The organism is Phyllobacterium sp. GQ127, from assembly GCF_059758635.1.
Genome location: NZ_JCAXDZ010000004.1, coordinates 391,310 through 414,904 on the forward strand (window position 1 = coordinate 391,310; position 23,595 = coordinate 414,904).

Annotated in this window: 23 protein-coding genes; 15 read left to right on the top strand and 8 right to left on the bottom strand. The window is 53.8% G+C overall.

Annotation, left to right across the window (positions count from 1 at the left end; all coding sequences use genetic code 11):
- Window positions 1-26: 26 nt before the first annotated feature.
- A complete protein-coding gene (locus tag AC6CHM_RS17490) occupies window positions 27-770 on the bottom strand; it encodes an ATP-binding cassette domain-containing protein (protein ID WP_336441769.1) in 744 nt (247 codons plus the stop codon).
- Window positions 771-1,191: 421 nt separating this feature from the next.
- On the opposite strand from AC6CHM_RS17490, the gene AC6CHM_RS17495 reads away from it, so the two are divergent.
- Entirely contained in the window at window positions 1,192-2,181 is a 990-nt protein-coding gene (locus AC6CHM_RS17495) for a substrate-binding domain-containing protein (protein WP_336441768.1), read from the top strand.
- A 902-nt stretch (window positions 2,182-3,083) separates the two neighbouring features.
- On the opposite strand, the gene AC6CHM_RS17500 is transcribed toward AC6CHM_RS17495, so the two are convergent.
- From AC6CHM_RS17500 to AC6CHM_RS17525, 6 genes are all read right to left on the bottom strand, one after another.
- Window positions 3,084-3,521, bottom strand: a complete 438-nt coding sequence (locus AC6CHM_RS17500) for a GNAT family N-acetyltransferase (RefSeq protein WP_440810781.1) — start codon at window positions 3,519-3,521, stop codon at window positions 3,084-3,086.
- Between the two features lie 333 nt (window positions 3,522-3,854).
- Window positions 3,855-5,039, bottom strand: a complete 1,185-nt coding sequence (locus AC6CHM_RS17505; RefSeq protein WP_440810779.1) for an MFS transporter — start codon at window positions 5,037-5,039, stop codon at window positions 3,855-3,857.
- Window positions 5,040-5,153: 114 nt separating this feature from the next.
- Window positions 5,154-6,074 carry a LysR substrate-binding domain-containing protein gene (locus AC6CHM_RS17510; RefSeq protein ID WP_336441765.1) on the bottom strand — a complete coding sequence of 307 codons (921 nt, stop codon included), beginning with the start codon at window positions 6,072-6,074 and terminating at the stop codon, window positions 5,154-5,156.
- Between the two features lie 47 nt (window positions 6,075-6,121).
- On the bottom strand, window positions 6,122-6,319 hold the full coding sequence (locus tag AC6CHM_RS17515) for an EAL domain-containing protein (RefSeq protein ID WP_336441764.1): 198 nt from the start codon (window positions 6,317-6,319) through the stop codon (window positions 6,122-6,124).
- Window positions 6,320-6,759: 440 nt separating this feature from the next.
- Window positions 6,760-6,960, bottom strand: a complete 201-nt coding sequence (locus tag AC6CHM_RS17520) for a hypothetical protein (protein ID WP_336441763.1) — start codon at window positions 6,958-6,960, stop codon at window positions 6,760-6,762.
- A gap of 30 nt (window positions 6,961-6,990) precedes the next feature.
- Entirely contained in the window at window positions 6,991-7,209 is a 219-nt protein-coding gene (locus AC6CHM_RS17525; RefSeq protein WP_336441762.1) for a hypothetical protein, read from the bottom strand.
- 650 nt (window positions 7,210-7,859) lie between these two features.
- Here AC6CHM_RS17525 and AC6CHM_RS17530 point away from each other — a divergent pair.
- From AC6CHM_RS17530 to AC6CHM_RS17580, 11 genes are all read left to right on the top strand, one after another.
- Window positions 7,860-9,371, top strand: a complete 1,512-nt coding sequence (locus tag AC6CHM_RS17530) for an ABC transporter substrate-binding protein (RefSeq protein WP_498173905.1) — start codon at window positions 7,860-7,862, stop codon at window positions 9,369-9,371.
- 74 nt (window positions 9,372-9,445) lie between these two features.
- Complete coding sequence (locus AC6CHM_RS17535; protein WP_498173861.1) at window positions 9,446-10,399, top strand: ABC transporter permease; 954 nt, start codon at window positions 9,446-9,448, stop codon at window positions 10,397-10,399.
- A 3-nt stretch (window positions 10,400-10,402) separates the two neighbouring features.
- Window positions 10,403-11,296 (top strand): ABC transporter permease, encoded by an 894-nt coding sequence (locus AC6CHM_RS17540; protein WP_336441760.1) that lies wholly within the window; start codon window positions 10,403-10,405, stop codon window positions 11,294-11,296.
- The gene (locus AC6CHM_RS17545; protein ID WP_336441759.1) at window positions 11,293-12,357 is read left to right on the top strand and encodes an ABC transporter ATP-binding protein; all 1,065 of its coding nucleotides are present in this window, start codon (window positions 11,293-11,295) and stop codon (window positions 12,355-12,357) included. Before AC6CHM_RS17540 ends, AC6CHM_RS17545 begins: the two co-directional genes overlap by 4 nt.
- Window positions 12,350-13,318: an ABC transporter ATP-binding protein gene (locus AC6CHM_RS17550; RefSeq protein WP_336441758.1), complete on the top strand. Its 969-nt coding sequence runs from the start codon at window positions 12,350-12,352 to the stop codon at window positions 13,316-13,318. Before AC6CHM_RS17545 ends, AC6CHM_RS17550 begins: the two co-directional genes overlap by 8 nt.
- A 70-nt stretch (window positions 13,319-13,388) precedes the next feature.
- A complete protein-coding gene (locus tag AC6CHM_RS17555) occupies window positions 13,389-14,048 on the top strand; it encodes an aspartate/glutamate racemase family protein (RefSeq protein WP_498173862.1) in 660 nt (219 codons plus the stop codon).
- 527 nt (window positions 14,049-14,575) lie between these two features.
- Window positions 14,576-15,412, top strand: a complete 837-nt coding sequence (locus AC6CHM_RS17560) for a metallophosphoesterase family protein (RefSeq protein WP_498173863.1) — start codon at window positions 14,576-14,578, stop codon at window positions 15,410-15,412.
- The gene (locus AC6CHM_RS17565; protein ID WP_498173864.1) at window positions 15,409-16,563 is read left to right on the top strand and encodes an ABC transporter ATP-binding protein; all 1,155 of its coding nucleotides are present in this window, start codon (window positions 15,409-15,411) and stop codon (window positions 16,561-16,563) included. The genes AC6CHM_RS17560 and AC6CHM_RS17565 overlap by 4 nt, the downstream gene beginning before the upstream one ends.
- A complete protein-coding gene (locus tag AC6CHM_RS17570) occupies window positions 16,556-17,494 on the top strand; it encodes a carbohydrate ABC transporter permease (protein WP_498173865.1) in 939 nt (312 codons plus the stop codon). The genes AC6CHM_RS17565 and AC6CHM_RS17570 overlap by 8 nt, the downstream gene beginning before the upstream one ends.
- Window positions 17,491-18,327 (top strand): carbohydrate ABC transporter permease, encoded by an 837-nt coding sequence (locus AC6CHM_RS17575; RefSeq protein ID WP_498173866.1) that lies wholly within the window; start codon window positions 17,491-17,493, stop codon window positions 18,325-18,327. Before AC6CHM_RS17570 ends, AC6CHM_RS17575 begins: the two co-directional genes overlap by 4 nt.
- A gap of 25 nt (window positions 18,328-18,352) precedes the next feature.
- The gene (locus AC6CHM_RS17580; protein ID WP_498173867.1) at window positions 18,353-19,618 is read left to right on the top strand and encodes an ABC transporter substrate-binding protein; all 1,266 of its coding nucleotides are present in this window, start codon (window positions 18,353-18,355) and stop codon (window positions 19,616-19,618) included.
- Between the two features lie 167 nt (window positions 19,619-19,785).
- Here AC6CHM_RS17580 and AC6CHM_RS17585 read toward each other — a convergent pair whose 3' ends face one another.
- Complete coding sequence (locus tag AC6CHM_RS17585; protein WP_354347405.1) at window positions 19,786-20,484, bottom strand: TetR/AcrR family transcriptional regulator; 699 nt, start codon at window positions 20,482-20,484, stop codon at window positions 19,786-19,788.
- Between the two features lie 221 nt (window positions 20,485-20,705).
- Between AC6CHM_RS17585 and AC6CHM_RS17590 the strand changes: the two genes are divergently transcribed.
- Genes AC6CHM_RS17590 through AC6CHM_RS17600 form a run of 3 tightly spaced genes read left to right on the top strand, consistent with a single transcriptional unit; the run spans window position 20,706 to window position 23,508 of the window.
- Window positions 20,706-21,557: a uracil-DNA glycosylase family protein gene (locus AC6CHM_RS17590; RefSeq protein WP_354347404.1), complete on the top strand. Its 852-nt coding sequence runs from the start codon at window positions 20,706-20,708 to the stop codon at window positions 21,555-21,557.
- A 2-nt stretch (window positions 21,558-21,559) separates the two neighbouring features.
- Window positions 21,560-23,191, top strand: a complete 1,632-nt coding sequence (locus tag AC6CHM_RS17595; RefSeq protein ID WP_498173868.1) for a GMC family oxidoreductase — start codon at window positions 21,560-21,562, stop codon at window positions 23,189-23,191.
- Window positions 23,188-23,508 (top strand): NIPSNAP family protein, encoded by a 321-nt coding sequence (locus tag AC6CHM_RS17600; RefSeq protein ID WP_336441749.1) that lies wholly within the window; start codon window positions 23,188-23,190, stop codon window positions 23,506-23,508. Before AC6CHM_RS17595 ends, AC6CHM_RS17600 begins: the two co-directional genes overlap by 4 nt.
- Window positions 23,509-23,595 lie beyond the last annotated feature (87 nt).

The window sequence follows — 23,595 nt, forward strand, 5'->3', positions numbered from 1 at the left end:
GTTCCTTCAGCTACATGAACATCGCTTTACGCAGCTTGTTCAATTGCCCCGGTGATGAGCCCCGTTACTTCTTCAGGCGAACTCGCCTTTATTGCTTTGTCCGCAACTTTTCGACCACGCCGCATAACGATTACGCGGTCTGCAACGGTGAATACATCGGGCATGCGATGGCTGATGAGAACCACGGCTATTCCCTGATCCCGTAAATGCCTGATTAAGTTGAGTACTTCAGCGACCTGTCGAACTGAAATCGCGGCAGTTGGCTCATCCATCAGAACGAGTCTGGCATCGGATAGTCGTGTTCGAGCAATTGCTACCGCCTGCCGTTGTCCTCCAGACATCTGTTTGACCAGATCCCGGGGCCGCGTTTCCGACTTTAGTTCAGCAAATATTTGTCCGGAACGTCGGTACATCGCAGCATAGTCCAGTATACGCAAAGGCCATATGCCCCGGCGCAACTCGCGACCAAGGAATACATTGGCAGCGGCTGTAAGGTTGTCACAAAGCGCCAGGTCTTGATGGACAATTTCAATACCATGCCGACGCGCGTCTACCGGGCGGTTCAGAATGAGCTCCTGCCCATCCATTCGCATCACTCCTTCGCTCGGTCGAAAATTGCCCGCAATCATTTTCACCAAAGTCGACTTGCCGGCCCCATTGTCGCCCATGAGACCGACGACCTCACCCGGTTCAATGGTAAAAGATACATCGTTGACGGCTTGAATAGCACCGAAATGTCGTGAGACGTTTGCAAGTTCGAGAACTGCCACTGCTCCACCTCCCCTTTCCTATCGACCGCAGGCCCGATTAAACGGATCGTTTTCGCAAGTCGCAGGTGTTTCGACCAGTCTCCTCCCGAGGCCAGCCAACGACGACATCTATGCAAACCACGAGATAACCGTCAATCTACGAATGGCCCAAAAGTCATTTTATACGATAAATAAAGATTGACGGCTCGCTCAGATCGTTATTAGCTGGCTGAGGGAGGAAAATTTGGCAGGCCGAGCGGGAGTTCGCGCCGGCCTTGGGCAAGCGCAGGCAATTTCCCGCATATAAAAACACTCCGCTTCATCTTTTGACACAGACGTATTTTGTTTGATTGAGCCCAGAAATATCGTGCGAACACATGCGAGCGCGCCCACTCCGAAATAGAGTATCGTGCATCATTCAACGTACTAAAGGGAGGAACTAATGAAAAAATCGCTATTACTTATTGCTGCGGCTGCACTGGCCCTTAACGTCGTGCCCGCTTTCGCAAAAAAACAACTGGTAATCGTCGTAAAAGGTTTGGACAATCCATTTTTCGAGGCAATCAATCAGGGCTGCCAGAAATGGAATAGTGAAAATGCCAATTCAGAATACGAGTGTTTTTACACTGGACCAGCGTCTACCTCTGATGAGGCGGGAGAAGCCCAGATTGTACAGGATATGCTTGGCAAATCTGACACGGTGGCGATGGCAATTTCGCCTTCAAATGCCAAGCTGATCGCACAGACCCTGAAAACGGCAAGCCCCACGATACCCATTATGACCCTGGATGCAGATCTTGCTGCCGAAGACTCCGCTTTGAGAAAGACATATCTTGGTACAGACAATTACCTTATGGGATTTAAGATCGGTGAGTACATTAAGAAGGCGAAGCCAAACGGGGGAAAAATATGCTTGATCGAGGGTAATCCTGGCGCTGACAACATTTTGCGCCGTGCCCAGGGTACCCGCGATGCTCTAACCGGGGAAAAAGGCGCGAAAGAGTTGAAGGGGCAAGGCGGCTGGACTGAAGTCGCTGGCTGCCCGGTATTTACCAACGATGATGGAGCTAAAGGTGTTCAGGCAATGACGGACATCCTTGCCGCAAATCCGGATCTAGATGCTTTTGCGATTGAAGGTGGCTGGCCGTTGTTCGGCGCGCCGCAACCTTACCGGGACCTGGTTCGGCCATTGAAAGACAGGATTGCGAGTAACGACTTCGTCATATCGGCTGCAGATACTATCGGAGATGAGGTTGCTATTGCGGGTGAGGGCTTGGTAACCGCTTTGGTTGGTCAGCGTCCATTCGAGATGGGCTACAAAGCACCATCCGTTATGATTGATCTTATAGAAGGAAAAACCGTTGAAGATCCGGTCTTCACGGGCCTTGACGAGTGTACAAAAGACACCGTCTCAACATGTATTCAAAAATGACGGTTTAGTGCTAGTCTTTATCGTTGCTAAATGAACGAGGGAGGTGCTCCTGGAGCGCCCCCCTAATCCGACCTTTTTGGCTATAACGCACGCCAGAACCAAGTGGTTCTAATCTGAGGGGGGCGTTTTCGGTCGTTGCATTCACCGATCTATAGAAATTGAACTTCCGATAGTCTTTATCATCACCGCTGGTTCGGCACCTGTTCCTGCGGAAAGTATCGACGTGGCAAATCAATCGTCTAATAATTCAGAACAGGCGGTTGTCGCGGTTAGCGTGCCCGGTCTTTGCCTGGGCTTCGACCCAATCTTTCGTTGTATCCGGTAGCGACACATTCAAAGTAGACATTCATTCTGCACCCTTACACCCCGCCGGTCTCCATTATTAAAACGGTAAACCAAGTGATAGGCCCGAACGACATCGAACCTACCTCCCAACAGGCAGAACTTGAGGATCCTTACTGAGGATTGGGCATTTATTCTATTACAAGTCCTGTCAGCAAAACCTTCCTTTGAAAATGCCTATAAGAGGCTAATTTTCAACGATTTCGATTGTAGCGCAGATGTCCATAATACCCATTAAACTATTGCAAAGATTATGCACTGATCGAATTATAATGAATGGCGGACTGCATGATAGAACGTCTGACGCAACTCGCGAGCTATCTCAGCACTTTTGTACAAGCTGCCCGAGCATATTGAAGGTTCAAGGATCTATAAGCACACGTGCTAATGCGATAATGGCTTTGCGCCCGCATTCCGGCCATTTCAATCAGGATCGCTTGTTAAGCAAAGCTGTCGTTTATTAGCTATAACGAAGTCGATTTGCGGTGGTGGAATACCGACTATCCACTTTCATTGCGTCCATTTTGCAAAATAAGCCATCCGCACCCTACTCTGAAAGGTTAGATTGCCAGGTTCAATATTGGGCGCGCCCAAGTCACCTTCATTGTTGGCAGTTTAGTTCCAACGATCGTGGCCCCCATCCTTTGGTAGAACCCGACAGAAGGTGGGTGGGAGACAATCTTAATTGAAGGAATACCACGTCGCTTTGCCTCAGCCACCATGTGTTGAAATAGCTTCGCACCTATTCCCGTTCCTTGAGCGTGATCGGCAACAAACATGAGGTCCAATTCCGGTTCGTCGGTTAGCGTTAGGCTGTAGAAGCCCGCTATAGCGTCCTGAAGGACGGCGACGTAGAAAACTTCTGCGTCTAGTTGGGCGGGCGTGATGGCATAGCCGTCCAGAATGCTGGCGTAGTTGCCTTCATAGGCACTCGATTGATGCATCAACTGGGTGAGCGCCTTTGCATCACCGTGTTTGGCAGGTCTGATCTTGAGCAACGTGCACCTTCTGAATCTGGCTCATGGAGAATTCCATGTCCGCTTTTAATAGCACCACGCACGAATTGCGACGTCTGTTTGAGGTATTGGCTGCGGGCGGCAACGTATCCCATTCTGTTAGCTAGATCGCACACTTTGCTGAACTGCGTCCGGAGTTGACACGCATCTGTTCAAATCAGATTCTTGCAACAGAACCCAATTCAGCCAGCTAGACGACATGGAAGGGCAGAAACCGTTCGCCGGTCCCGCTTATTCGCATCAGCCGGTCCAAGATCTGCATGCAAGGCCTGCTTTCAGGACCGGCACTGGCGAGCCGCAAGGCAAAAGCAACATCTACCGCATCCACTCGGTTTCCCACTTTGCACGTCGCATTTGTACTGCAAGGATCAGAACTGCGACCCCTGCCACAAATGCGCCGGCCAGGGGAATGAGCGGCAAGTTCCCGCTGGCAATTGTCGCGCTTCCGAGCACACCGCCAAGAGCAGTTCCCAAATTAAAGGACGCAATATTGAGACCGGCAGCGACTGCTGTTGATCCGGGAACGTAACGTTGCGCCACTTTCAAAAGACGAATTGTGAGCATCGTAACGGTGGAAAAGAAGGAAACCCCCAATAGCCCGATGAGCAGCACCATTGTAAATTGTGAGTTGTTGAACAGATAGAGACCCGTAAGGTTGAGGCCCAGTCCTAAAATCCCGATCATAACACTCCGATTAACGTCCGTCTTATCGACGATATAGCCACCGATGAGATTTCCAGCGACTGTACATAAACCAAACAACAGCATTGCCGCACTGAGCCCCTGAATGTCAGCGTCCGTTATCTCCAGCAGATATGGGGCAACGAACGTAAAGAACGAAAAGGTCGCAAGGCTGACCAGAACACCGACGCCTGCCGCAATCATCAATTGCGGATGAATAATCGCTCTGATGGCAGCCCAAGCCCCTCGACCAGTTGTTGTATGGCTATCACGTGCATTGCCGTTCATGAAGATTAATAACCCTGCTCCTGCCAGTACACCCAGAACGCCGATGAATATGAAAATGACACGCCACGACCAAATATTCCCGAGGTAAGTGCCCAGGGGAACACCTAGCGCGAGGGCAAGCGTCAATCCGATCCAAACGACCGAGACGGCTCGCCCGGCCTTTGCCGGATCGGTGAGCTTTGTTGCTGCGTCTGAAGCAACCGCCATGAAAACCCCATGGCTGAGACCAACAGCGAACCTGATTACAAGCAGAGTAAAAATATCAGGCGCAACCGACATTGCCAGGCTTCCCACGGCAAGAATGACCATCGCCAGGATCAGAACGTGCTTTTCCTGCCAATGCGAGACAAGTGCCGTCAACAGAGGCGCTCCAATCGTGGCACCAAAGGCATAGGTCGCAATGACGGTACCAACGATCCCGATGTCAGCATGAAGGTCAATGGCGACTGCAGATACCAGACCCGCTACGACAAATTCAGAAAGGCCAAATGCAAACGTGCACAGGGAAAACATGTAGACGGCAAGGGGCATATGAATATCCTGACGATCTCGGAAAAACCACAACATGGGCGCAAAGCCAGGATGCCGGAGTAGCGGTTTCGGAGCAGCTCGTAAAATATCTTATATGTCCCGAAATAAGACGATCTAAGTCTTGTTCGAAGCGTCAGGGCCCATGCTGCCTCTGATCTCATCGATCAGTCGATCCCGAACTGCCGAGGCCTGGCCACGATTCCAGGCCATCAGCAATTTGAGATGACGGATATTATCAGGCGCATCAACGCTGATGGGGCGAAATACAACGTCCCCGCGTGCATTCGATGCCAGCGACGACGGCACCAATGCAACGCCAAAACCGCTCGCGACCAAAGCTATCAAGGTTGGCAAGCGCCGCGCTTCTTGAGTAATCCTGGGCGAAAAACCGGCGGCCTGGCAAAGACTTATGATCTGGTCGTGGAAGCCCTGACCCAGTGCTCTGGACGAAGCCACGAAAGATTCAGAGCTGAGTGCGTTCAGCGGGATGGAGTCATGTGACTGTAGTCTATGCCCTGCGGGTAATGCAGCAACGAAGGGTTCAAAAAATATAGTTTCATAACACAATTCGGGAGTAGTGGTGCCCGGTGAACGCAGAATTCCGATGTCGGCCACACCAGATTCCAGAGCCTTGACCTGCTCATGTGTCGGAGCCTCACGCATGGTGAACTCAACGGTAGGATGGGCGCCGCGAAAGGTTCGCAGCGCCCGCAGCAGCGACGAATAGGGCGCAATATTGATGAAGGTCATTGTTATGTGGCCATCGATACCTTTGGCGACGCGCCGAGTGCGCGCGAGCCCGTTATCAAGTGAGAGCAGGATCTCCCTCGCCGTTTGCAGGAAGGAAGCGCCAGCTGGCGTCAAGGCAACGCTACGGTTCGTGCGCTCCAATAAGTTAAAGCCAACCTCGGCTTCAAGCCGGCGGATTGCCTGGCTCAGTGGCGGCTGTGCCATATGAAGCCGCAGCGCCGCGCGATTGAAATGCAGTTCCTCAGCGACGGCAATGAACTGCCGTAGCAAGCGTGTTTCAATCATCAGAACCTCCCGCATCTCGAAAGAAAGAAAATAATATTATTATCGTCTCAATATAAAAATGTTGAATTAGCGAAGCCGCAGCGAGCCGAGTATTCTTTTTGCTCTGCTGTCTCAACGCCTTTAGCGGTGATTTTCAGGCCCTTCGCACGGGCCATACAGATTATGTCGGCAATGAGTCCCGCTGCGGACCGGTTCGTCACAATAACCTTGTCGAGCTTGATCCGGTCGACGCCGATGTCCTGCACCCCTTCCCAAACGAGTAGTACCCGGTTCCATCATCGATAGCGAAACGCACGCCTTGCAAAGTGTTGCGGTCGATTTCTGGCACTGCCCGGTGCCATCAAGCAGCAGACTTTCAGTGATTTCCAGTTTTCCGGCTACCCAATGGTACCGTTTCTAGTAACCAAATCGGGAACAGCCATTGGCTGCTCCGCGCTGCAGCACTGACGGCAGAATTGATCCATGCCTGGGGCGAAGCCAACGGAAATGTTCGAGAAGCGACTTGTTGAAATTCAATCGCCTCCACTTGTGCTGCCGCACCCGTTTTCACAGTGAAAACCAAACAGGGTGCATAACAGCTGCTGATCGAACCTTGCCAAGAGAAGTTCGGCCAAATTTAACATGTCTTCGCATACTGTCTCAATTCCTATGATAGGGAGCGAGGTCGATGTTCAGCCCCGGAATCCTATAGCCGTTTTCCGTGGCCATAAACGCTGGCAGGCGTCGGATTGATTGCCCGCGTGGGATTTCCCGAAGGCCTGTCTTCCTCCTTGAGACCCTTCATTCTTGCCCGCGCTCCGGGAATAACATCCAAATCGCTTTCTGCGGTCAGCATGGGCTTGCCGTGCTCATCTCGCGTCACGAGTTTGGCATTGCGGATCAGCACCTCACGTTTATCGTCCGATAGCGTTTCGAGCTAGGTCATCATATCTTTCGCCGCGATATGAGCAAAGCTTTTCGCCAAGGTTCCAAAGACCTGCCCTACCCCATAGCCGTTGGCGTTGAACTGAGTGAGCTGCTCGATGAATTCCGGCTTCAGATCCGCAAAGCTCAAAAACTGTTTACTGTATTTTTCAAAGTCGCGCTTTTCGCTCTCGCCAAAAACATTGTAGATCGGTGCCGAGGCCAGCTGCATTACCGCACCTGACTAGGTTCGAAATTGGGTGAACTGGGGAAGCGCTGACAACAACTACCTGTGCACTCAAGCTGTGTCTTTCGTTGTCGCCACGCTCTTCGATGATGATGAGCAAAAGCGCACGCTCAACGTCTAGCTTAGTAACCTGTCGTGGAACTCCTATCATTTGCAGCAAAATCGATGGCAACGATCCTTCAGGAATTTATTGTCGTAAAAGCCCTGCGGGAGCAGTGCCTGCCACAGCCATCATGGACGAAACGTTTGCAACACATCCATCGAAGCCTGTTGTCATTTCTTCCAACTAATCATCCCGTACCAAGACGTGGCTACCGCACAATGATTAATCAGTTCGCCAGATTATAAGCCGATGTGTTGATTGATATTGCCTGCAAGAACCCAAGTTTCGCTGATATTGGCAGGAAAACACCATTTCACGAAAACTGGCATGAAACCTGCTTCTCCTCTGTTGGAAACATCCAGTGCGGAGATAAAGAATGAAATGGGAACAGATAGGCACATCGCATACACCGCGAAACCAAGAGGCTATTGCCACCAAATTAAGTCAAGCTGTGTGTGTGGGAGCGATAACCATCGCCCTGTCGCTGTCTGCCGTCACCCTCAGCTTCGCTGCTGGAACCTTGCGTATCGGCATGACTGCTTCTGACATCCCTCTTACCACGGGCCAGACTGACCAGGGAGGCGAAGGACAACGTTTCATGGGCTATACCGTCTATGATTCATTGGTGGAATGGGATCTTTCCAAAGCCGATGAACCTTCAGGACTTGTTTCCGGGTTGGCGACATCTTGGGCAGTTGATGCGACGGACAAAACAAAGTGGACGTTCAAACTGCGCGCTGGCGTCAAATTCCATGACGGCAGCCCTTTAACGGCGGACACAATTATCTGGAATCTCGACAAACTACTGAAGCAGGATGCTCCGCAATTCGACCCCCGACAGTCGGCGCAAGGCAAATCCCGTATTCCCGCTGTCGCAAGTTACAAAGCACTGGATACACTCACGCTTGAAATCACAACCAAGTCGCCCGACGCAACGCTGCCTTATCAGCTCAGCTGGATCACCATCTCGTCTCCCGCTAATTGGGAAGCTCAAGGCAAGAGTTGGGATGCGGTGGCCCAAAAGCCGTCAGGAACAGGGCCCTGGAAGCTTGAGAGCGGATTCACGCCACGCGAACGTGCCGAATTGACACCAAACAAGGAATACTGGGATGCCAAGCGCGTACCCAAGCTCGACAAGCTGGTGCTCATTCCACTTCCGGAACCAAATACGCGCGTCGCGGCGCTGCGATCCGGGGAAGTGGACTGGATTGAGGCACCGGCTCCAGATTCAGTAGCATCCCTCAAGGATGCTGGTTTCGCGATTGTTACCAATTCCTATCCACATAACTGGACGTGGCACTTGTCGCGCGTTGAAGGTTCGCCGTGGAACGATATCCGTGTGCGTAAGGCGGCCAACCTCGCTGTTGATCGCGATGGTCTCAAAGAGCTCCTTGGCGGCCTCATGATACCGGCCGAAGGGTTTATGCCACCAAACCATCAGTGGTTCGGAAATCCTACCTTCAAACCGAGCTATAATGTTGAGGAAGCCAAAAAACTGATGGCAGAGGCCGGCTATGGGCCCAACAAACGTATCAAGACCAGGGTGATTATCTCTTCCTCGGGCTCAGGTCAGATGCTGCCGTTACAGATGAACGAATATATTCAGCAGACACTCGCCGAAATCGGCATCGACATCGAATATGAGGTCGCCGACTGGAATACGGTCATCAATATATGGCGGGCAGGCGCCAAGGATGCGAGCTCGAAGGGCGCGACGGCGATCAATTACAGCTATTTTATCCAGGATCCATTCACGGGTCTTATCCGTCACTTGCAGTGCAATCTCGCTCCACCAGCTGGCACGAATTGGGGCTATTATTGTGACCCGGAAATGGATGCCCTGTTTGACAAGGTGCGCAACACCTTCGACACCGCCGAACAGGACAAGGTCTTGCAGCAGGTTCACGAAAAATACGTAAACGAAGCGCTGTTTTTGATGGTGACCCATGATGTCAATCCACGAGCGATGTCAAAAAAAGTCAAAGGCTTCGTTCAGGCACAGAACTGGTTCCAGGACTTCTCTGCAATAACAGTTGAGGAATAACGCGGCGCGGGGATGCACCATCTTGTCGGTGCATCCCCGTTGCAAGGCCTCGATTTGTTTTCAATGAGGACATCATGCTGATTTATAGTTTGAAACGTTTATTGCATGTCATACCGGTGGCCATCGGTGTGAGTATTGTCTGTTTTCTACTTATTCATATCGCACCTGGCGACCCTTTGGCTGCCATTTTACCTTCTGATGCGTCTGCCGAACAGCAGGCACAGATACGCAACTTTTACGGCTTCGATCGACCGCTGATTGTACAGTACGGCCTGTGGGGCTGGAGAGCGCTACAAGGTGATCTCGGCAATTCAATCGCAACTGGACGTCCGGTCATCGGAGAAATCGGTGATGCGGCAGTCAATTCGTTGATCCTCGCGGTAGCGGCAACCGTGATCGGCTTCACACTTGGCGCCAGCCTGGGTTTCCTCGCGGGCGTCTTTCGCGGCACGTGGATCGATCGTGTCGCATCAGGTCTGTCAATGATTGGTGTGAGCATCCCTCACTACTGGCTCGGTATGGTTCTCGTCATCGCATTTTCAGTAAAGCTTGGCTGGCTACCGGCGATGGGAGGGGGCCCTGGCGGGTCGGGCGGACGTTCCTTTGATTGGGATTATATCCGGTACCTGATCCTGCCGGCCATCACCATGTCTGTCATTCCGATGGGCATCATCGCAAGAACAATTCGATCGCTTGTCGCGGATATTCTTTTGCAGGATTTTACCCAGGCGCTGGTCGCCAAAGGTCTTATGTCCCGACAGATCATGAGGCACGTCATTCGCAATGTCGCTCCCACTGCAATCTCGGTAATGGGTCTGCAGCTTGGTTATCTGCTTGGGGGATCAATTCTTATTGAAACGGTATTTTCCTGGCCGGGAACCGGGTTTCTTTTGAACGGCGCCATCTTCACCCGCGACCTGCCCGTCCTTCAGGGCACCATCCTTGTGCTCGCCATGTTCTTCGTGTTTGTCAATTTAGTTGTCGACGTGTTGCAAGGCGCAATCGACCCGCGCATTCAAAGGAGCTGACGCATGGATGCCAACCCTTCGTCTGCCCTTGTGTTTGCGCCTCCGGCGATAGTCCGGTCTGCGGGTTTTTGGAGTGGTGTATTTCATCGGCTCCGCCGTGATCCGATTGCCGTGATCGCGCTCGGTCTTATACTCATCCTCATCTTGGTTGCACTTTTCGCACCCTATCTGGCGCCCTACGACCCTACCAAGGCAAGTATTATCCGGCGTTTGAAACCCATCGGCACCCCAGGCTATATCCTTGGAACGGACGAACTCGGGCGCGATATCCTTTCCAGGCTGATCTACGGAGCGCGGCTTTCTCTTGTTATGGGGGTCATTCCGGTTCCCGTCGCCTTTGTTATTGGCTCAGCAATTGGAATCATTGCGGGCTATGCTGGTGGCATCGCCAATAGCCTCATCATGCGGACGATTGACGTGTTCTATGCTTTTCCCTCGGTTTTGCTGGCGGTCGCGTTGTCAGGTGCACTCGGCTCGGGTCTTACCAATGCGCTCGTATCCTTGACGGTGGTTTTCATTCCGCAGATCGCGCGCGTTGCAGAAAGCGTTACCACTCAAGTGCGTAACCTCGATTATGTCGACGCCGCGCGTGCTTCAGGAGCGGGACCGTTGACGATCATCACGGTCCACATTCTTGGTAATGTGCTTGGGCCGATCTTCGTCTTCGCCACAAGTCTCATTTCTGTATCGATGATCCTCGCCTCTGGCTTGTCTTTCCTGGGTCTTGGGGTTCGACCCCCGGACGCCGAGTGGGGGCTGATGCTCAATACATTGCGCACTGCAATCTATACCAATCCCTATGTGGCAGCTTTGCCCGGGGTGATGATCTTTTTCACATCAATCTGCTTCAATCTTTTCTCTGACGGGCTGCGCAAGGCCATGGATGTAAAGTCATGAGCGTACTCGGTCTTTCCGCTTCCTCACCGGATACGGACCCCAGAGATCGTGGTGGCCCCGCTCAACCACTGATTTCCGTCCGGGATCTGCAGAGACATTTCCCGGTGAAAGGCCAGGGACTGTTCCAGACCAAGCGGGTCGTTCGCGCTGTCGACGGGATTGATTTTGATATTCTTAAAGGTGAAACGCTCGGTGTTGTTGGCGAGAGCGGATGCGGCAAGTCCACGACGGCACGCCTCTTGATGCAATTGATCAAGCAAGACAAAGGTGAAATTCTCTTCGACGGCGAGACAGTAGGTGGCACACTCCCACTCCCCGACTATCGCCGACAGGTTCAGATGGTGTTTCAGGATAGCTATGCTTCGCTAAACCCGCGGCTAACGATTGAGGATTCGATCAGCTTCGGACCGCGCATCCATGGTGTATCGGCAAACAAAGCCTTGGCACGAACCCACGATTTGCTTGATCGCGTGGGTCTGGAACCGAGACGTTTTGCTGGTCGTTATCCGCACGAGCTTTCTGGCGGTCAGCGCCAACGGGTTAACATTGCCAGGGCTCTGGCTCTGGAACCGCGTCTTGTTATTCTCGACGAAGCAGTTTCGGCTCTCGACAAATCGGTCGAGGCGCAGGTGTTGAACCTATTACTCGACCTTAAGCGAGATTTTGGCCTCACCTATCTTTTTATCTCCCACGACCTGAATGTTGTCCGCTTTATGGTGGACCGGGTCATGGTGATGTATCTTGGCAGGGTCGCGGAAATCGGGACCCGGGATGCCGTGTTCGAGGCGACCCGTCATCCCTATTCGGCTGCACTTTTAGCATCCATGCCCAAGGCGGATCCGGCCAAGCGAACAACCGAGGCGCCGCTTGCCGGAGATCCGCCCAACCCGATCGATCCTCCATCAGGCTGCCGGTTTCATACGCGATGTTCCTTTGCCGAGCCTATCTGTACTAAAGCCCTGCCGCCATTGTTTGGTGATACGCACAAAACCGCTTGTCTGATGTCCCTTCCAGGCTCAGGTCACAGCCGCGCCTATGATGGAGGAATGAAGCATGTCTGAGGTTGCGCCGATGATCGATATCAAAAATCTGTCGGTAACCTTCTGGCGTGGCCGCAAGCCAGTCAAGGCTGTCAGTGGAGTTAGTCTTGCAGTTCGCCCAGGCGAGGTCGTTGCCCTTCTCGGCGAGTCCGGTTCCGGGAAGAGCGTGACCATGCGCTCGCTTCTAAGGTTGCATCCTCCGGGCACATTGATCGAAGGATCAATCAATATCGCCGGGCAAGATGTGTTGGGCATGTCAAAGCAAGAACTTGGCAATCTGCGTGGGCGGGCAGTTTCCATGGTGTTCCAGGAACCTCGTCTGGCCCTTGATCCGGTCTATACAATTGGCGATCAAATCACGGAGACCATACAGCGACACGAAAAGGTCAGCCGCGCTGGCGCCAGAGACCGCGCGCTCTCACTATTCCAGAAAGTTCGAATCCCTTCGCCAGAGCGGCGGCTCGATACATATCCCCACGAAATGTCAGGCGGCATGCTTCAACGCTCCATGATTGCCATGGCAATCGCCTGCAATCCGAAGGTGCTTCTGGCAGATGAGCCCACGACGGCGCTCGATGCAACTGTGCAGATACAGATTTTGCTGCTGGTCCGTGAGCTACAACGCGAATACGGTCTTTCGGTTATTTTTGTGACACATGACATCGGCGTGGCAGCGGAAATTGCCGATCGCATTGCAGTTATGTACGCCGGGCGCATCGTTGAGGAAGGTAAGGTGGCCGATATTATTTCCGCGCCCCGTCATCCATACACCAAGGGCCTTCTCGGCGCGCGGGTGGAACTGGCACATGGTCGTGATCGGCTGATCACAATTCCCGGCTCGCCTCCTGACCTTACCAACCTGCCGCCTGGCTGCGCCTTCGCACCACGATGCGAGAAAGCCGCCGAAGGATGTCGAATAGCGGTACCCACCCTTATTACACACCACCATGACAGGCACGTTGCCTGCATTCATCCTGGTTAGTCTCGTTCGACAAACGACCATACGACCAAATGAAGGGAGCTGCGCAGCTTATGGGAGAACGCCTCAGAATATGCCATGCGTACGTTTGATAAACCCAAATACATCAACAGAGACGACAGCGATGATGGTTGCGATCGCACGCGATGCGCTCCCACCCGGCTTTGTTATTGAAGGTGTCACTGCAAAGCGCGGTGTCCCGATGATCCTGAATGAAGGCCAATTGGCTGCTTCTGCGTCTGGTGTCACTGAAATGGCGCTAGAAGAAAACGACCGTTTGGATGGCATTATCATTGGAGCATTCGGTGATCCAGGCATCGACATCCTGCGCAATCTGGTCACCTTTCCGGTGGTTGGCATATGCGAGGCGAGCATGCTCGACGCCTCCATGAAGGGTCGGCGCTTCGGGATCGCAACCATTACGCCCGGTTTGGTTAGCAGCTTTGCCGCAAAGGCCGGGAGTCTTGGCGTCGGTCATCTGTTTACCGGAACGCGGCTGACACAGGGAGAACCTGAAGCGCTTGTCGCCAACAAGGAAAGGCTGAAAAGTGCTTTGTTCAGTGCCGTTGAAAAATGTTTTCTGCATGATGGAGCAGAAGCCGTTATTGTTGGCGGCGGACCGCTGGGTCAAGTTGCGCACTGGTTAAGCCAACGGTTCTTGGCGCCTGTCATCGCACCAATACCCTCCGCAGTTACACTCTTGCTTAAACGCATTGGCAAGCCGCAGGCGTAGATCGTACCCAACCGGTTCAGCCGGTCAGTTGATCGGCCTCATCAAGTCCCCTGTCCGCCCCACTCGCAACGCATATGGTCTGCAGAGACATGATCATCGAGGCAGAAGTCGTAGACGAGCTGCGCTGGAGCTGTCTGACATCCGGTCGTCGCTCAATCCTCCGCAAGTCAATGCGACGATTGCATCACAACATGCCAGCTCCAGCAATACCGCGCTTTTCAACGATATCGGCTAGAAGCAGACGTTAGGATCGCCTTGAGCGGAACCGAACGCCTGACCCTGCAAATTTAATACTTGAAATCTTGCCACTATCTCCCGGAATTCGGCGTTTGTGCAAATCCAGCGGCTGCATTGGGCGATTTCCGATCGTAACCGCATTCATCGAATTGTCATTAGCCTGAAACGCAGCTGTCACAGACCAAGCCTATGAAGACCCCGCGCTGGACGGGGTATGCTTGAATTGTATTTCCCCTGTCTGCCGCAACGCATTCGCGCCTTCACATTTGATTTTTAAAGAGAGATATCCCGTGCGGATCATCCAGATCACTGACACTCACCTCAGCCCGTCCAAACCGCATTTCAACGCGAACTGGTCACCATTGGCCCAATGGGTCACAGACCAGAATCCGGATCTGGTTATTCATACGGGCGACCTGGCTGTTGATGGGGCTGATATTGAGGACGATCTTGCCTTCTCGGCCAAACTGCTGAACGAAATTTCTGCTCCGGTTCTCAGTCTGCCCGGCAATCACGATATTGGTCACATGCCCGGAAGTGCACAGCCGGTTAATGCAACCCGGATTGACCGCTGGCGTGAGATGGTTGGACCGGACCGCTGGACTTACGACAGCAAACACTGGCGGTTGATCGGCCTGAACAGTCTCATCCTGGGTGCTGACAGTCCGGAAGAAGAAGAGCAATTCGATTGGCTTGAAGTTGCGCTTGCCGACGCTGAAGCGCGCCGCATTGCTGTCTTCGCGCACAAGCCACTCTTCGTCGATACAGCCGATGAAGGCGAAACGGGCTATTGGAGCATTCGTCCCGCTCCGCGCCAAAAACTTCTGGATCTCTTTGCGGAATATGATGTCGCCCTCCATGCCAGCGGGCATTTGCATCGTGGCTGGCAAGGCATGCACAACAATACCAGCCTTGTCTGGGCCCCTGCGTCCTCGTTCATCGTCGGAGATATGGAGCGCGACATGCCCGGCGCGCGCATTCTTGGTGCGGCGATCCACACACTCACGGACACCGTGAAAAGCGAGATCGTCGAAATCGATACCTTGTCCCGTTTCGTACTCGATGATGTCATCGAAGAGGTCTATCCGCGCGCAAAGAAGGCGCCGACGGCGGAGACAACCATATGAGCGCGTTCGCCCTCAGGCATATCTCCAAATCCTACGGCGCAAACAGTATACTGAACGATGTCAGCATTGAAGCAGAAGAAGGCGAATTTATCGCGCTTGTCGGTCCATCCGGCTGTGGCAAGAGTACCTTGCTGCGCATTGCCGCCGGTCTGGATCACGGCGATACCGGCAGCATCTGGATGGGCGAGCGGGAGATTACAGCCGATCATCCCGCTGACCGCAATGTGGCAATGGTTTTCCAGTCCTACGCACTTTATCCGCACCTGACTGCCGCACAGAATATCGCGGTGCCGCTCGCCATGCGCAATCTTTCCTTGCTACAGCGGATGCCGTTCATCGGCCGTTTCGTCTCCGGCCGTGCCACCGCTCAAGCGGCGATCAAACAGCAGGTGTTTACCACAGCAACAAGCCTTCAGATTGACCATCTCCTCGAACGCAAGCCTGGCCAAATGTCCGGTGGCCAGCGTCAGCGCGTCGCCTTGGCCCGGGCACTTGTCCGGCAACCCGGCGTCTTCCTGATGGACGAACCGCTTTCCAACCTTGACGCCAATCTGCGCGTCCACACACGTGCCGAGATTGTCGATCTGCATCGGCGCGCCGGCGTCCCCACCATATACGTCACCCATGACCAGTCCGAAGCATTGAGCATGGCTGACCGTGTCGCGGTAATGATGGGCGGCAAGGTGCTGCAGTTCGATTCTCCGTCACGTATCTATGACGACCCGCGCCATATCGAAGTCGCGAAATTCGTTGGCAGCCCACGTATCAATATTATCAGCGCCATTACATCCGAGAATGGCACCATCTTTTTTGGCGGCAAGGCAATCCTTGAAGGTGTCACGGGGCCGGTGGGAACATCAGTCCACGTCGGGATCAGGCCAGAGCGTATAAAATTGAGGTCCCCCGGCTCAAAGGGCGTTGCGGCGACAGTCTCACGGTTGGAGTTTCTGGGCTCCGAAGTGTTGGTGACGGCAGACACGGCTGGCATCGATGAAGGCCTTGTTGTCAAGGCCGCCCCTGCCGACATCGCGCACCTTGGCGTGGGCTCGCCGATTATACTGCAGATCGACAAGGGTGCTTGTCTGGTGTTCGGTCAGGACGGATCGCGCCTTCCCTTGCGAACCCCGGCAAGGATTGCCGTCAATGCGTGAGTTGGCGACACCGCTTCAGGACAATTGCTCTTCTGCAAGGCAGGCAGCGATCCGCGCAGCCAGGCGCGAGGAAAGGGTAGCATGGCAGCTGGCCGCCCCGGCGATAGTTCTCATTGTCGTTCTGATCCTGCTGCCGACACTCGCTGTATTAGTTTTCAGCCTGACAAATTACGAACTGGGCTATGACGACTTCCAGTTTATCGGCTTCGGCAACTATATCGAGTTGGTCCGTGACCGGACGTTCCTGATCTCACTCAAGAACACCGCCATTTATACGGCAATCGTCACGCCGTTTTCCGTGTTTATCGGCCTCGCCGTCGCCCTGTTGATTGAAGGGGAAACACGCGGGCGGACCTTCTTCCGTACAGTATACTTTCTGCCCGTTGCTTCGCTACTTGTCGCCATGGCAACCGTGTTCCAGTATCTGCTTCATCCGACAATCGGCCCGGTCAACGCCATCCTTTCCATGATCGGTATCGCAGGACCAAACTGGCTCGGCAGCAGCAGCACCGTGCTTTTCAGTTTGGCAATCATTGGCATCTGGCAGTCGGTCGGCTTTAACATGGTGCTGTTCCTTGCGGGCCTGACGGCAATCCCGCGCGAGCTTTACGCGGCAGCGGAAGTCGATGGCGCCAAGGGCAGCTGGGAGCGTTTTCGTCTCGTCACATGGCCAATGCTGGGGCCAACAACGCTGTTCGTCACCACAATCAGTGTCATCAATGCGGTCAAGGTTTTCGAGACCGTCAAAACCCTGACCGAGGGCGGTCCGAACAAGAGCTCGGAGGTTCTGCTTTTTACCATTTATCAGGAGGGATTTGTCTTTCTGCGTGTAGGCTATGCTTCCGCTATGACTGTCATTTTCCTGGCCTTCCTGATCGTTCTTATGCTCATCCAATATCGGGTTTTGGACCGGCGGGTGCATTACACATGAAAAACGTTGCTCTGTTCTCCATGCGTAATCTGCGTCTCGGCATCCTGTCAGCCGGAGCCCTCCTTTTCCTTGCTCCCTATATCTGGATGATTTCAACCGCAGCCAAATCACGCGAGGAAATCTTCTCATCCTCGCTGACATTGCTGCCGCAAAACTGGGCTTTGTGGGAAAATCTCGGCAAAGCCTTCTTGCGAGTGCCTATGGAGCAACTCCTGCTTAATGGAGTGATCGTGTGCGCGCTGATCTTCTTCTTTCAGGTGGTCATTGCGATACCATGCGCCTACGCCATGGCGAAGCTGAGATTCCGCGCGGCCCAGACCATGATGACCCTCGTCATGCTCGGATTGCTCATTCCCATTCATGCAACCGCGTTGCCCATCTACGTCGCATTGAACAAGGCCGGCATGCTCAACAGCTACTTCGCCCTGTCGGCACCGTTCTTCATATCGGTCTTTGGCATCTTTCTTTTTCTGCAATTCTTCCGCGCCATGCCCGATGACCTGATCGCGGCTGCCCGCCTCGACGGGATGTCGGAACTGGCCATCGTCAACCGCGTAATAGTGCCCAATGCATGGCCCGCAGTGACCGCCTTTGCGATTTTCTCGGTCGTTGCCCATTGGAATGATCTGTTCTGGCCGCTGATCGTGATCACCGGCACGGAACGGGCGCCCCCCCCGCTTGGTTTGCTATTTTTCCGTGCAGCAGAGGCAGGTGACGACTACGGCGCGCTGATGGCCGCAACCCTCATCATTACCCTGCCGCTTGTCGCAGCATTTCTGCTGGCACAACGGCGCTTCATAGAAGGCATCACTCTCACCGGCCTCAAAGGCTGATCATTCCCAAGACCAGGAGATAATAATGAGCTTTTTCCGAAAGACGATTACGGCTGCCGCCATCGCCACTGTTTTCAGCATACCCGCATTCGCAGAGACAACGCTGAATGTGCATTACCCGATGCCGGGTTTTTTCAAGGATGTAATGGATGTTATCTCCAAGAAATTCATGGAGGAAAACCCTGACATCAAGATCAGTTTTGTCAGCCCTTCGGCCACCTACGAAGAAGGTATTCAGACGATCTTGCGTCAGGCAGGCACTGCTGAAATGCCTGATATCACCTTTATCGGCCTCAACCGGCTCCGCATGATTGCCGAACGCGGTGTGAACGTGGACATGACGCCACTGATTGCCAAAGAGACCGACATGGCCGCCCAAGGCTTCAGCGACAATATCCTTCGCCTGGCCCAGGTTGGCGATCGGCAGGTGGGTCTCGCCTTCGCCACCTCAAACCCCATCATGTACTACAATGCCGATCTCATCCGGCAAGTGGGTGGCAATCCCGATCAGCCTCCAAAAACATGGGACGAGGTCATCGCGCTTGGAGCGAAGGTCAAGGCGCTCGGAAACGGTAATGAGGGCATCGATTTTCGCTGGCAAGGGGATGATTGGATGTTCTCCGCGCTGCTTTTTGGTGCGGGCGGCACCATGCTTTCTCCCGATGAAAAGAAAGTTGCCTTCAATGGCCCCGAAGGTGTTGCTGCATTTAACCTCGTCAGCCGTCTGGCCAAGGAAGGTGGAATGCCGGTCCTGACAAAACAGGCAGGCGAGCAGGCCTTCGTCGCCGGTAAGGTTGGCTTTACATTTCAGACCACAGGCGCCTTGCGCAACACGATCAAGAATGTCGGCAGCAAGTTTGATTTGCGCACCGGTCCATTGCCGCTTCTCAATCCCGAAAAAGGGCGTCTCCCGACGGGCGGCAATGCGGTGGTAATCCTGACGAAGGATATAGCAAAGCAGACAGCTGCGTGGAAGTTTGCAAAGTTTGCCGCCGGGCCCTATGGCGCATCGGTAGTCGTTCCGGGAACGGGTTACGTACCCAATAATGAGCTTGCCGCGAAGTCACCCGAATATCTGGCTGATTTCTACAAACAGAACCCGTTGTTTCAGGCTGGTCTTAACCAGATGAACCTGATGATACCCTGGTATGCGTTTCCAGGATCAAACGGCGTGAAGGTGACCCAGACAATCGTCGATAATCTGTCGCGCGTCGTGGAACAGACAGCAACGCCGGAAGAGGCATTGAACAACGCCGCAGACGAGGTACAGAAACTGCTGCCACGCCGCTGAAAATAAACCGCTCTTATGAAATCGGCCACTGTGCGTGATTAGCGAAGTGGCTGATCGATCCTTGATCTTGAGTTGGCGCGCGTTAGACCGTCGATATTAGAGCGTTTTGATTGGTCCCATAACGGCCCAGAGTCGCGGTTCTAGCGGCTCAGTTAAGCCGATGCAGACTATCTCGCCTTTGCTGAATCATCATGATGACGGGGCAGAAGCCCCCTCAATACCGTCTGCGTGATCGTCTTCGCAGCCATATCGTAGTCCATGGCCTTTAATTCGCTGACATTAAGCGCATCACAGGCCAGAGCCTCGAACTCGGCATAGAACTGCGTTACCGACCACAACAGAATGAACAGGTGGCGGGCATCGATTTTCTCGATCTTTCCAGCCGCCGCCCATGCATCGATTACTCTCGCCTTCTCGGACGTAACAGTTCGCATGTGGTCGCGTGCCGCAACCGAAAGATGCTCAGCTCCCTGCAGTATCTCATTTGCGAAAAGACGCGTCTCCGCGGCATTTTCCCTGGCATTGTCCAGCTTTGCGCGCACATAGGCCTCGATCGCATCACCGGGCTCACGATCGGCGCAAATATGCCGGAATGCATCATCCCAACTGTGGATCAGGTGATCTATGGCAGCGGTGTAGATCTCCTCTTTGGACGAGAAATAATAATAGACATTGCCCTTTGGCAGACCCGAAGCCTTGGCGATTTCAACGATGCGGGCGCCATCAAGGCCTTTGCGCGAGAATATCTCGACAGCGGCAGTCAAGATCTTGAGCACATTGCGTGCTCTGATCGGCTCATCCGACGCGGCCTGCAATGTAAGCCCTTTTTCAGCGGCGGCATGGGTTGCGCTAAGTTCTTCTGCCATTGGTATCCCGTTATTTTCCATAAGGTGTGTCTGAATAATCGCCCACGTCAACACCCCTTTTTGCTTTGGTGGTGCGTCTTTCCCATTGAATGGTCCGCAAAGAATCGTGGTGCCAATAAAAAAGAAGTTGACAATTTGGTCAAGTTTTTTCATGAAAAGCTGACAAAACGGTCAGGTTTCTGAACACGCCTGCCAGAGTCGATCAGTTGGGGGACGTGGGGATGCCAATATCGTTAAGAGCCGCCATGGAGGAATTTCTGTCAGATTGGTCCGCTGACCTGACTGCACCATGGCGTTTGCTGATCGGGCATGCGGGGCCTGACATCGAAGCGATAGCGCCCGAACTCGAGCTGGAGGTCTGGGAGCCTATTTTCCCCGTTCGTCTCGAAAAGCATTTTCCCGGAATGCCTGCCGGCGCGCACTGCCTGAGGGCATTTGAAGGAATTAAACCCGACGACGTTCATTGTGTCATTCTGGGTCAAGACCCCTACCCCGAACCCGGGTTTGCTACCGGACGTGCCTTTGAAGCCGGGAATCTTGCGGGTTGGAACGAACTTGACAAGATGTTTTCCAAGAGCATTCGGGCCTATATGCAGATGATCGTGGCAGCGCGAACAGGCGATCTATCTTACGCCCGCAGCTTCGAAGACTGGCCGAAGACACTTGCGGCCATGGAAAACGGTACAGTCGACATCGAACATCCATCCGCTATAGCGGACCGCTGGGTCTCAAATGGCGTTCTGCTTCTGAATGCCTCGCTCACGCTCACCCGTTTCAAAGTGAATATGGATGAGCATCAGACGAAGGGCCATCTGCGACTCTGGCATCCGCTGATTGTGGAAACCCTGCGTGTCCTCGCCTCCAAGGGCAAGCCGTTGGTGTTCCTCGGTTTTGGTGGCGCCGCAGCAGACGTACTGGCAGACGCTGGCATTGACGAGTCTGCCAATGGAAATCTGCGCTGCATCTTGCGGGAACATCCAGCCTATGCCGATGCCGTCCTTTCTAGACCCAATCCATTCATTCTTTGCAACGACTCTTTGAAGGAGATGGGCGCTCGTCCCATCGCGTGGTAACCATGGTGTCAACGAAAACATTCGATTTCATAATCATAGGCGCCGGTTCGGCAGGTTGCGTCCTGGCAAACCGCCTGTCCGCCGATCCTTCCAACAAGGTACTTTTGCTTGAAGCGGGCGGGCGGGATCTCAACCCATTGTTTCGGCTGCCCATGCTTATGGGCAAGCTATTTCATTCGGGCATCTATAACTGGCACTATCACACTGAGCCGGAGCGGCATCTGAACGGACGCTCTCTCTATTGGCCTCGTGGCAAAGTACTTGGCGGAACATCCACGATCAATGGCATGATCTATGTTCGCGGCAACCGTCACGACTATGATCGCTGGGCGCAGATTGGCGCAGCGGGATGGTCATACGATGAAGTACTGCCGGCATTCCTCCGCTCCGAGAACCACGTGCAACGCAATGGCGCCTACCACAATTCCGAAGGTGAACTGACGGTCTGCCGGGCACGCGGCTGGAACAGCCTGCTGGATGTTTTCAACGAGGCAGGCGGACAGGCCGGATATCCTCACAATGACGATTTCAACGGTGGCGAACAGGAAGGTTTCGGTCGCTACGACTTCACCATCGCCAAGGGCAAACGCTGCTCGGCGGCTTATGCCTTTCTGCGCCCAGCCAGGAAACGCTCGAACCTGACGATCATTTCGCGCGCCCATGCAAGGCGTATCCTCATCGAAAATGGCCGGGCTATCGGCGTCGAGTTCACTCGGAAAGGCAATATTTCGCAAGTCTATGCAGACCGTGAGGTGATCCTGTCTGCCGGTGTCGTCAACTCACCGCAAATTCTCATGCTGTCGGGAATCGGCGCGGCGGACGAACTTGCGCAGCATAATATTTCGGTCGTCCAGGACCTTCCCGGTGTAGGCAAAAACCTTCAGGATCATGTTGATTGCGTCATGTCCTATGAGTGCCGGGAGCCGGTCACACTCTATTCGGACCTGCGCGCCGACAAGCTTACCTGGTCGGTGATCCAGGGCATGCTGTTTGGAAAAGGAATCGCGACGACTTTTCCATATGAAGCCGGTGCTTTCGTCAAATCGCGCCAAGACCTGGTTGCACCCGATATCCAGCTTCACTTCATGCCGGCACTTGAAAAAACCGCGAACCTGCATTTTCCAAATCCGTTCAAGAAAGAGCGGGTGGAGGCCAATCATGGCTTTTCATTGCGCGTTGGTCCGGTCAATCCAGAGAGCCGTGGCGAGATCAGGCTGCGCTCGGCCGATCCGATGGACAGGCCATGCATCACAGCGAACTATCTGCAAACAGAATTTGATATTCGAACGATGATCAATGCGATCCGCATGACCCGCTACATCATCAAGCAGAAAGCTTTCGATAAATATCGTGGCAAGGAACTTGCTCCTGGTCCCGCCGTCGAAAGCGACGCGGAAATGACCAAGTGGCTGCGTGCCAATGCCATGACGACGTTCCATCCGGTCGGCACTTGCAAAATGGGCAATGACCAGATGGCCGTTGTCGACTCTCGATTGAAAGTTCACGGCATAAAGGGCCTACGCATCGCGGACGCCTCGATCATGCCAATCATTTCAAGCGGCAACACGAATGCCCCGGCGATCATGATCGGGGAGCGGGCTGCTGAATTCATTCTCAAGGAGCCATCCATATGATCGTCGAACATCGCACCTATACGTTTCGCCCTGGAACAGTCGAGGGTTGGCTGAAAAAATACGAGACCGAGGGCCTGCCGATCCAGAAGCGGCACCTTAACACATTTCTCGGTCTCTATGTCAGCGAGATCGGCCACCTGCACACAACGGTTCTGATGTGGCGCTATGACAGTCTTGCCGACCGGGAGACAAGACGGGCAGCCATGTATGCTGACCCGGATTGGCAGGCCTTCATCTCCGGCGTCTGGTCTCTCGACGCCATTCAGAGTCAGGACGTGATGATTATGAATCCGGCACCATTTTCTCCCGACGCCTGAGACGGGCGGTGTCTGAAGTGAAAAGGGCCCAAAATCCTGGACCCCGATGACGACCGGGCGGCAAACGAAGCCGCCCCAATAAGAAGT

Excerpts from the sequence above, each read along its gene's own strand:
- AC6CHM_RS17540 (WP_336441760.1), top strand. The coding sequence starts at position 10,403 with ATGGATGCCAACCCTTCGTCTGCCCTTGTGTTTGCGCCTCCGGCGATA.
- AC6CHM_RS17495 (WP_336441768.1), top strand. The coding sequence starts at position 1,192 with ATGAAAAAATCGCTATTACTTATTGCTGCGGCTGCACTGGCCCTTAAC.
- AC6CHM_RS17550 (WP_336441758.1), top strand. The coding sequence starts at position 12,350 with ATGTCTGAGGTTGCGCCGATGATCGATATCAAAAATCTGTCGGTAACC.
- AC6CHM_RS17590 (WP_354347404.1), top strand. The coding sequence starts at position 20,706 with ATGCCAATATCGTTAAGAGCCGCCATGGAGGAATTTCTGTCAGATTGG.
- AC6CHM_RS17530 (WP_498173905.1), top strand. The coding sequence starts at position 7,860 with ATGACTGCTTCTGACATCCCTCTTACCACGGGCCAGACTGACCAGGGA.
- AC6CHM_RS17555 (WP_498173862.1), top strand. The coding sequence starts at position 13,389 with ATGCCATGCGTACGTTTGATAAACCCAAATACATCAACAGAGACGACA.
- AC6CHM_RS17535 (WP_498173861.1), top strand. The coding sequence starts at position 9,446 with ATGCTGATTTATAGTTTGAAACGTTTATTGCATGTCATACCGGTGGCC.
- AC6CHM_RS17595 (WP_498173868.1), top strand. The coding sequence starts at position 21,560 with ATGGTGTCAACGAAAACATTCGATTTCATAATCATAGGCGCCGGTTCG.
- AC6CHM_RS17580 (WP_498173867.1), top strand. The coding sequence starts at position 18,353 with ATGAGCTTTTTCCGAAAGACGATTACGGCTGCCGCCATCGCCACTGTT.
- AC6CHM_RS17525 (WP_336441762.1), bottom strand. The coding sequence starts at position 7,209 with ATGCAGCTGGCCTCGGCACCGATCTACAATGTTTTTGGCGAGAGCGAA.
- AC6CHM_RS17570 (WP_498173865.1), top strand. The coding sequence starts at position 16,556 with ATGCGTGAGTTGGCGACACCGCTTCAGGACAATTGCTCTTCTGCAAGG.
- AC6CHM_RS17505 (WP_440810779.1), bottom strand. The coding sequence starts at position 5,039 with ATGCCCCTTGCCGTCTACATGTTTTCCCTGTGCACGTTTGCATTTGGC.
- AC6CHM_RS17600 (WP_336441749.1), top strand. The coding sequence starts at position 23,188 with ATGATCGTCGAACATCGCACCTATACGTTTCGCCCTGGAACAGTCGAG.
- AC6CHM_RS17585 (WP_354347405.1), bottom strand. The coding sequence starts at position 20,484 with ATGGCAGAAGAACTTAGCGCAACCCATGCCGCCGCTGAAAAAGGGCTT.
- AC6CHM_RS17510 (WP_336441765.1), bottom strand. The coding sequence starts at position 6,074 with ATGATTGAAACACGCTTGCTACGGCAGTTCATTGCCGTCGCTGAGGAA.
- AC6CHM_RS17545 (WP_336441759.1), top strand. The coding sequence starts at position 11,293 with ATGAGCGTACTCGGTCTTTCCGCTTCCTCACCGGATACGGACCCCAGA.
- AC6CHM_RS17565 (WP_498173864.1), top strand. The coding sequence starts at position 15,409 with ATGAGCGCGTTCGCCCTCAGGCATATCTCCAAATCCTACGGCGCAAAC.
- AC6CHM_RS17575 (WP_498173866.1), top strand. The coding sequence starts at position 17,491 with ATGAAAAACGTTGCTCTGTTCTCCATGCGTAATCTGCGTCTCGGCATC.